Source organism: Cryomorphaceae bacterium, from assembly GCA_007695365.1.
GTDB lineage: Bacteria > Bacteroidota > Bacteroidia > Flavobacteriales_D > SKUL01 > SKUL01.
On sequence record REDV01000033.1, the window covers coordinates 1 to 9,155 of the forward strand.

The 9,155-nt window shown below is 51.5% G+C and carries 8 protein-coding genes; 2 read left to right on the forward strand and 6 right to left on the reverse strand.

Going from position 1 to position 9,155, the window contains the following annotated elements:
• Positions 1 to 338: 338 nt before the first annotated feature.
• The gene (locus EA392_00870; GenBank protein ID TVR41918.1) at positions 339 to 1,703 is read left to right on the forward strand and encodes a transglutaminase domain-containing protein; all 1,365 of its coding nucleotides are present in this window, start codon (positions 339 to 341) and stop codon (positions 1,701 to 1,703) included.
• Positions 1,704 to 1,725: 22 nt separating this feature from the next.
• Here the strand turns inward: EA392_00870 and EA392_00875 are convergent, their stop codons facing one another.
• Positions 1,726 to 2,001 (reverse strand): hypothetical protein, encoded by a 276-nt coding sequence (locus EA392_00875; GenBank protein TVR41919.1) that lies wholly within the window; start codon positions 1,999 to 2,001, stop codon positions 1,726 to 1,728.
• On the opposite strand from EA392_00875, the gene EA392_00880 reads away from it, so the two are divergent.
• The gene (locus tag EA392_00880) at positions 2,000 to 2,275 is read left to right on the forward strand and encodes a hypothetical protein (GenBank protein ID TVR41920.1); all 276 of its coding nucleotides are present in this window, start codon (positions 2,000 to 2,002) and stop codon (positions 2,273 to 2,275) included. The genes EA392_00875 and EA392_00880 overlap by 2 nt on opposite strands.
• Positions 2,276 to 2,810: 535 nt before the next feature.
• On the opposite strand, the gene EA392_00885 is transcribed toward EA392_00880, so the two are convergent.
• From EA392_00885 to EA392_00905, 5 genes are read right to left on the reverse strand one after another with little or no spacing between them, the layout of a single operon-like run.
• The gene (locus EA392_00885) at positions 2,811 to 3,803 is read right to left on the reverse strand and encodes a glycosyltransferase (protein ID TVR41921.1); all 993 of its coding nucleotides are present in this window, start codon (positions 3,801 to 3,803) and stop codon (positions 2,811 to 2,813) included.
• Between the two features lie 6 nt (positions 3,804 to 3,809).
• Complete coding sequence (locus EA392_00890; GenBank protein TVR41922.1) at positions 3,810 to 4,823, reverse strand: cyclase family protein; 1,014 nt, start codon at positions 4,821 to 4,823, stop codon at positions 3,810 to 3,812.
• Complete coding sequence (locus EA392_00895; protein TVR41923.1) at positions 4,820 to 6,184, reverse strand: adenylosuccinate lyase family protein; 1,365 nt, start codon at positions 6,182 to 6,184, stop codon at positions 4,820 to 4,822. Before EA392_00895 ends, EA392_00890 begins: the two co-directional genes overlap by 4 nt.
• A gap of 14 nt (positions 6,185 to 6,198) precedes the next feature.
• On the reverse strand, positions 6,199 to 7,560 hold the full coding sequence (locus EA392_00900; protein TVR41924.1) for a hypothetical protein: 1,362 nt from the start codon (positions 7,558 to 7,560) through the stop codon (positions 6,199 to 6,201).
• 48 nt (positions 7,561 to 7,608) lie between these two features.
• Positions 7,609 to 9,153, reverse strand: a complete 1,545-nt coding sequence (locus EA392_00905) for a hypothetical protein (GenBank protein TVR41925.1) — start codon at positions 9,151 to 9,153, stop codon at positions 7,609 to 7,611.
• Positions 9,154 to 9,155: the final 2 nt, after the last annotated feature.

Below are 9,155 nucleotides of genomic sequence, written 5' to 3' on the forward strand. Positions count from 1 at the left end.
AGATTCTCCTTTTACACTTTACAAACAAAGCCGCACGCGTTGCAAACGCGCGCTAGCATAGAGGATGATGTCAGCGTAGCGAGACGCTACGCTAACTGGTTATTAGTAATTTGTCATTTCGACCGAAGCAGCGACGCCAGGAGCTGCGTAGCGGAGAAATCTCTTACGAGATGAAGCGTGAAATGAATGAGATTTCTCCACTACACACCTCGTTCCTCGGTGTTCCGGTCGAAATGACAAAAGGGTGGGATGAAAAGCATTACTTCGTTCCCCGGAGTTGCGGTGGAAGCGGAAAAATCCTTGTCTTTTGGCTACCTTTGAACAAGAACCCACGGCCTATGAAGAACTACCTGATTATACTGCTTGTTCTGGCGGTGGCCACAGCGTGCGAGCCTACCCCGGAAACAGCACAAAATCCGGCAGCTACCCCTGCTGAAAGCTCCCCACGCAAAGCCAGCGTCGCCGAAATTGAGGAAGGCATCCGCCATTACATCGATCGCGTTTCGGAACTGCACGGCGGGGTCTTTCCGGTGCCCTACCAGGACGACACCCTCCTGCTCAGATTGGTACGCGTGCACACTGAATACCTCTCGAACCTGGGACCCGGGCGACAATTTGCATGTGTAGATCTGGTTGATTTATCGGGCGATGTGTACGATGTGGATTTTTTCTTATCAGGTAAACCCGGCTCCATGGAGGTAACCGAAACCACTGTACACAAGCTCAACGGCAAACCTTTCTACACCTGGAAACAACAAAAAGACAAAACCTGGAAGCGCCTACCCGTGAAAGACGCAGGCAATCGCCTTCTCGGAGTGGTGGAAGGTGAAGACCGCTTTACCTTTCGCTACGAAGTAACCCTGCCTCCGGGTGAGGGCACAGCCAGTGTGTGGATACCGGTTCCCACATCGGACGAATTTCAGGAAGTGGAGCCATTGTCGGTGCATGTGCATGTGGACGATTATCAATACACCACCGATACCGCTTTCGGCAACCGGATTTTCTTTGCGCAAGTGGCACTCGGGCCCGAAGAACAAAGCATCGCAATGGATTACCTCGTAAACCGAAAAGAAAAAAGCGCGTACAGCGATCCGAATCACCCACCGGAAGACTACCTCGGCGCCCGTCCGCTGTTACCCGTAGGCGGACGCTTTACCGGCGTGCTTCAGGACATTCTCCGCGGACGTGAAAAAGACCCCCCGCTTATGCAGGCACGCGCCATTTATGATCATATCATTGATACCGTGCGCTACCGGAAGGCCGGAGAGTACGGTACGGGCGACGCCAACCACGCCTGCGACGCACTCAGTGGCAATTGCACCGAATTTCACTCACTGTTTATCTCCCTGGCGCGCACAGCGGGTATTCCGGCCCGGTTTGCCATTGGTGCTGCCATTCCCTCCGACCGAAATGAGGGCGGCATAGATGGCTACCACTGCTGGGCCGAATTTTATGCGGATGACAAGTGGTGGCCTGTGGATATCAGCGAAGCCAACAAGTACTCTGCATTGGCTACCTATTACTTTGGCCATCACCCGGCCAACCGCATAGAGTTGAGCCGCGGACGAAACCTTCAGCTTGTGCCACCTCCGGCGTCAGGACGCGTTCCTTTTTTCGCGTATCCACTGGTGGAAATAAACGGCAAAGCAATCCCCGTTCGCACGTACTTCAGTTTTGAGCGCGAAGGGCCTATACCCCTCTAGAGGGCTTGGTCTGGGTACTTTTTTAGTGAGGATGCTCAGATCCGCCTGAGGGGTGCTCATCACCTTCTGCTTCATCAGCAGGGTGCTCATCGTCGGTGGGATGTTCATCGCCGTCGGCAGGATGCTCGGCATCGGCAGGATGTTCAGCTTCCGTTGCTGTAGTATCGGCAGGCATTTCGGTGGTTTCTTCCCCGGTTTCTGTTGCAGCGGGTTGCGGGGCATCACCACAGGAGACAGTGAGGAAAGCAAAGGCCACAAAAGCAGCCATCCATTGGCTCAATTTGGTTGAATTTTTCATGTTGATAGGTTTGGTGGCCGAAAATACGGAAAATTGGGAAAGAGAGGGGAGTGAAGAGTTAAGAGGTGTCAGCGTAGCGAGACGCTACGCTGAAATGGTTATAAGTAATTTGTCATTTCGACCGAAGCAGCGACGCCAGGAGCTGCGTAGCGGAGAAATCTCTTACGAGATGAAGCGTGAACTGAGTGAGATTTCTCCCCCGAAATGCTTCGGGCAGGCTACTCCGTGCTTCGTACCTCAGCACTCCGGTCGAAATGACAAAAGGGTGGGATGAGAAGTAATACTTCGTTCCCCGGCACTCCGATCGAAATGATAAAGTAACGTGGTGTAATGGGCTTTTATTCTGATTACTAATTTTTTGTCATTTCGACCGAAGCAGCGACGCCAGGAGCTGCGTAGCGGAGAAATCTCTTACGAGATGAAGCGTGAAATGAATGAGATTTCTCCACTACACACCTCGTTCCTCGGTGTTCCGGTCGAAATGACAAAAGGGTGGGATGAGAAGTAATACCTCGTTCCTCAGCAATCCCCCGAACTCGGGCGCGTTTGCAACGCGTTCGGGGGTGTTGGTATAGATTCTCACGGCTTACAACCGGAATCAAAAAAGCAGGCGGGGACGCCTTGAAGATGTCAGCGTAGCGAGACGCTACGCTGAACTGAGCTTGAGCGAATGGTGCAATGGGCCGATTAGACAATTAGACGATTAGACGATTAGACAATTAGTCAATTTGACGATCATTCATCAGGCCACCAGGCCACTTTTCAGGCGGCTCCTTTAGCATAGCGGGACGCTACGCTGAAGGGCGTTCTTACCCTCTCACCTTTCTGCGCAACTTGAGCCACATCATTTTCAAAACCTGCGCGGGGGTAAGCTGGCTTGAAAGGCGATCCAGATCGGCGATAAAATCCTGCTCAATGCGCTGCTTCATATCGGCTGCATAGCTGTTCATCACCCAGGCATCCACCGCTTCTTCTATCTCCTTGCGGTACTGGCCCCCGGTGTCCATATCGAGCATACGGAACATATAAACCAGGTTCAGCAACAACACACTGCGCTGCCTGAACTGCTGACTCATACCGCCCTCATGCTTGCGGTACACACCCATGACGCCTTCAATGCGGTGTAGATACCCTTTTGATGCCAGCATAAGCTGCTGCAAATAGTCACCATTTGAAACATTTCCCCACCAATCGGGCAGTTCATACATTTCCCTCCTATACACTATGCTGCACGTTGGAACAAGCCAATGCTTGAGGATATCAGCAAACTCATAATCCTGCTTTTCATACTGTTCCATGAACAAGCGGCGGGTTCCGGTTTGCTCGTTCAGGCGCTCCACATTGTGAAATGACATGGAGCAGTCCGGATTTGATTCCAGGTAGCTCACCTGCTTTTGTAGCTTGGTAGGGTCCGTCCAATAGTCATCACCTTCACACAGGGCCACATATTTTGCGTCAATCCAGTCAAAGAATGCTCGCCTGCGCCCATGGTAGGTACCATGCTTTCTTTTAAGCTGGTAGGTATTTTCTTCCTGGTAATAAACTTTAATCAGCTGCGGATAAGCCCGCTCATATTTCTGAAGGATCTCCCTTGTTTTATCTGTGGACGCATCATCGTGAACAAACATTTTCACGGGGAAGGTGGTTTCTTGCATCAACACCCCTTCCAGGCAGCTTTCAATGTATTTCTCGTGCATGAAAGTCATAGTACGCACACAGAGCAAGGGTTGCGTGCCCTCAGGCCACTTTTGATCTTTGAGTGCTTGAGGCTTTATGAGATGCTCGAACTGATCTTTTTGCATGGCACTTTATACGGTTGCGATGGGGGTGAGTGGTGAGCCTACAGCCCCTGTGAGCCTGAGTGGGGGTGCGGTCAGCATAAAGCGGTTTCGGTTATGTGCCCGAAGCCATTTAGCGAGATCGGCCAACAGCCACAACTCGCCGAGGTGCACACCGAGGCGGAACAAACACAGTTCGTGGAGCGGTAGATTGCTTCCGGTGGTGCCTTCGCGTACCTTTTTGCCCACGGCCTCAACGGCCAGGTTATCGGAAGCTATCACAGACACGCCGCTGTCGGCAATCCACTGCAGCAGTTTTTCGTCAAAGCCATTGAGCACCGCGCAGGCCTTGTTAATGCTTTCGTCGGGGCAACCTTTTCCGGCCATAATCAATTGATCGAGTCCGGTCCATATACAGAGCATATCTCCTTGTTCTACCTCCACACGGTCTTTTTCCATCACCCGCATAAGGTCGTCGTAGCCCACTTCGGCACGCGGAAAATCGCCAAAAGTGCTGTGGAGGTCAACCAGCACTCCCCTGCCCTGCACCCCGTGTGCGGCCATGTGTTCTATCCCCAGCGCGCGGGCGTTGGTTTCGTGCTGCTCATTCATGGTTACATCTTTTCCGGCGCTAAATCCGTTGTAGTACACGGGCTGCGGGTTGCCGTCTGCGTACACATCAAACAGGGCACCGCGGTGGGCCAGCGAATCCCATTGGGTAGAGTACTGGGTGTGCAGCAGAACCACATCGTCCGATCCGATATCGGTGTGGTGGGGGTTAAGTTGTTGCCAGAGGTAGTTGTAATAGGGCTCACCGTTTCGAATCACCGGCTTGAGCACCGGCGGGAAGCGCACTTTGTTGATGACCTGCCCGCCGGGATAGTCCAGCGGCAAACTAAGGCAAAAGGTCAAGCCTTCGCGCACTTCGGCCACGGCCTGCCGTACTTTTTCGGGGGTAATCAGGTTGAGGCGGCCCAACTGATCGTCCGGGCCCCAATCGCCCCAGGTGGAGCCTTCGGGTCGTTGTGTCCAGCGCGGGTTCATTGGTTTTGTAGTGCTTTTTCTGCTTGTTTCAGTACGGTGTCCACCATGTTTCCGGCCATTCCCGTGTAGTTTGCGGGGTCCAGCAATTCATCGATTCGGGCAACCGTCAGGTGGGCGGTGATGGCATCGTCGGCCAGCAGGGCCTCGCGCAGCGTTGTTTTCTGATCCATGGCCCGGCCGGCTGCAGCGTACACCAGGTGATGCGCTTCACTCTTGCCCACCAGTGGAGCCAGGCCCATCATCACGGCTTCCGACATCAGCAAGCCGCCTCCCATATCGAGGTTGGCGCGCATTTGTTCGGCGCCAACCCACAGGTTTTCCAGGATCAACCGGGTGTGGTGCAGTGAGCCCGACATGAGTACAAAGGCATCCGGTACTACCATCCATTCTACATGCATGTGCCCCACCCCGCGCTCGTGCTCCTGCATCATGGCAATCATTTGCGAGGAGGCCAGCTCGCGAAGCCGGTGGGCATTGGCAATAACAGGCTCGCAGGCAATGGGATTGCGCTTTTGGGGCAGCGTAGTACTGGCACCCCGCCCCGTTTCAAACGGCTCACTGAGCTCGCCAATTTCAGATCGCATCAGGATGGCTACCTCCTGGGCAATTTTGCCGAGCGTTGCACCGCAGAGCGCGAGAAAACCGAGCAATTCAGACCAGCGGTCGCGGGCGGTATGCCAGGTGATATCGGGAACCGAAAGTTCCAGGTGCTCCATCATTTTTTGTTGCACCGCCGGGCCCTTTTCTCCGAGGGTAGCGAAAGTGCCTACGGCGCCCGCGCACTGACCCACCAGCACACGCTTTCTAAGCTCGTGGAGCCGGTTGTGGTGACGCAATAGCTCATCGAGCCACACAGCAGCTTTGTATCCAAAGGTAATCGGTGCGGCCTGCTGCTGAAAAGTGCGGCCTGCCATCACGGTGTTGCGGTGTTTGGCGGCCAGTTTCATCAGGGCAGTGATGCACGCGTTGAGATCGGTGCTTACCAGTTGGAGCGCTTCCCGGATTTGAAGTACTGCGCCTGTATCGAGGATATCCTGGGTGGTAGCCCCGTAATGCACCCACCGCGCGGTTTCCTGATCGCATGCACGCGTAAGTTGTTTAACAAACGGCAAAATAGGGAAGCCCACTTTGTCGAATTCGGCTTTCATGGCGTCCTGATCAATGTTTTCGATGCGCGCGGCAGAAGCAATCTTTTCATCCGTGCCGGCCGGAATAACACCTGTGGCTACCTGCGCCCGCGCCAGCGCCACCTCCGTTTGCAACCACGCCTCAAGGCGCGCCTCATCAGAAAAAACAGCACGCATGGCCGCAGTGCCAAACATATCGCGGTAGTAGGAGGAGTCTAGAATGGTTGAAGGCATAGGGGTTATTTTACTCAATCCGCCAGATTTACAAAGGGGTTAAATCGGCTACTGATGTTTTCTATTTCAGACGGATTGTCCATTTTTTCACTAAAAAAAGTTGGGATTGTCCGCGAACAGTGACGCGACCATAAACCAAACGTATTGGCGCCAACCGAAGGTATTGCCACAATGTCTCCTTCGCTTAACGCAGGCGCTTCCAGATCTTTTGAAAGGTAGTCACCGTTGAAGCACAATGGGCCGGCAAGATCCGTTTTACCTTGCACTCCTGACCTGGTTTCGCCATTGGGAGTGTAGAACTCAAAGTTCAAGGCATTGTGTGGCGAATAAATTTCACGGGGGAAAAAATCAGCACCCAAATGTAAAAAGGCAATGTTCTTTTCTTTCAACGATCGAACATACTCTACCCTAGAGTATGCAAAGCCGTTATGAAGGTGAACCCATTGGCCAAACTCATTGGTTAAGCTGTACCTGAAATCCGCATTGATCATGATTTCCCTGACCCCCTTTCCATATTGAGTCATGAGGTCATTGGAAGCTTCAATATTGCGAAGTGCAGATAACCCGCCACCGAAATTAATTCCAGTCAGCATGAATGGTTTTTCAGCGCGCTTGAGTTCCGTGTTGATTTTATCGCATAGCCGTACCGTTTTTTGCAGGGCCTCTAAAAGTATTTCAGGTGTTTCTATTCTTGAGCCTACATGGATGTGAATGGTGGATATTCTTCCCGAAAACACTGCCTTCAGGATATCTTCCTCCAAAAAAATCGGAACGCCAAACTTGGAGTCCTCGCGGCTTACATTGTACAACATATCTGTTGACGGCTGAACCAGCGGGTTAATCCGCAATCCAACTTTCAGACTCTCGGCAGAGGGTATACGTTCAAGCTCGTCAATACTGTTAGCATTGATGCAAATACCCGGCAGGTGATGGGCACAATATTCCAGCTCTTTGCGTGTCTTAACCGGTGAGTTATACACGATCTTGTTAAATGGCGCACCGGCACTCACCGCGAGAAGCACTTCTTCAAAAGACGCTGCCTCAAGTCCCAATCCTTGTTCTACAATGCAACTCAAAACCGCGGGGTGGGGGTTGGTTTTGATGGCGACGGTATGCAATATTGCGAGGGAATCAAATGCCTGTTTGAGTACGTTCAGTCTTTCTACGAGCATTTGGCGGGAGTAGAAGATATACGCGGTGTCCGAGTCATGAAGAAGACCAGAGCGCACAATCCTTTGGTAAATACCTTGAGCCCTGCTATGTGAAGTGTCACCCATTAATGAATACCCTTTGTTGGTAAAACACCTGATTTTGTTTCGAGTCGAAATATACCGAGCGAAGGTAATTATTTTGCCTTTCCAGCCTTGACAAGACATGGCTGCACACGACGTGCTGTTAGCACGGCCTGTACCGTCACTTTTGGACTATTGCTCGTTAGCTGACGCGCTGTGATTCCCTGTGTTTCTCAGGGCATCCAAATGATTCAGCACAAGCTCAATTTTGTCATGTACCATTTGCATATCCGACTTGAAGCGCATCTCTACGATATCATCATCCAGTAAACCCAATTCGCCAATCAAATTGGAGCTGAGGGCCAGGCGCAGCGTTGCTGACCATGCGTTATCTGCATTTTTCAAAACTTTAACGGGTTGACCCAGCTGGATGATGACCGACGCAATTTTGTCGTTCAGCCCCAGTTGATCACGCAAGTCTGAATACAGGGATTCATGGATTGTTTTTGCGTCTTCCAGGTGCAATGCTGAGCCATCTGCTTGTTGAATGGCAAATGTGATGATACTGTTCAGCTCAAATGGAGACTCCGTGTTTCCGGGGTCTGTGTCTTCTTTGGTCTGTGAAGAGGCAGTGATTTCGGTAAGAAACTTTGAACCTTCTATCATTTCACGTGCTGCCCGATTAAATGCATTGATCACAAATTCAATGCGTTTATTGGGAACCAGGAAAACCTTATTCATTTCGTATACGGCAGCTTTCCAACGAAGTAACAGGCCCAGATTGTTGTCATCAGGTGCCTCACTCATGTTTTCACTTTGCCACCTTAGCGGATACTCAGGGCTTGAGAAAAAATCTTTCAAGCCGGGGTACAATTCAACATTCAGCGGTTCACTGTAACGCCCCGGAGGCAGCAGCAGCAACCCCGAAAAAGGAGGCCCTGAGTAAAACTTAGACCCCGTGAGGAGCACCGAAGCACCTAAACGGAGGTATTCGTTCACTCTCCTGATTGAAACCCTTCCCTGGCAACAATCCACCACAACATCTATCTGGTGGCCAAAGCCGTTAATGAACTTTTCAATTTCTTCAAAGCCCGGTAAAATGAGGCCCGTTTTAGACCGGTGAATGGCGTGCACAATGACTCTTTTACCCTGCGCTATGGCCTTTTCTATTTCCGACAAGTATGCCTCGTATAATGCACGCGAATCTCTTACACTGCCATCCTTCCGCCTGATATCAATATTGGCGTAAGAAATCAAATGGTCAGGAAAACCGGCAATGTTGCCTCCCAGTTTACATTGAATACCCTTGGGCGTTCTGTCAGAAAAATAGCGCCCACGCGCAGCATGCTCAATGCCGCTGCCAACCTCATTAGCAGCAAGTACAATGTTGTGTACGGCTTGCTGGTAACTGAGCGACAATGCCAATTGAATCAATTCTATATCGGTGCCCGATGAACCAAAAACCATATCCACCCCGGGGCTCAGCTCATAATACGATGCAATCTTGTTTCGGATTTTTTCAAACTCACCCACAAAAACGTCTGTACCCAGGCCCTCAGGGTACTGGTGCAGCAACACATTCAGGTACGACTCAACATACGAATAGGCCGAGACCGATATCGTGTTGCTTGTACAAGATGAATAAGACACAGCAAACTTCGGAAAAGGCGCGTGGCCATATGTATTCAGACCACTCTCATCTTTCAAAGTGATCCTGGAGTCCCCTCCCATGGACATAA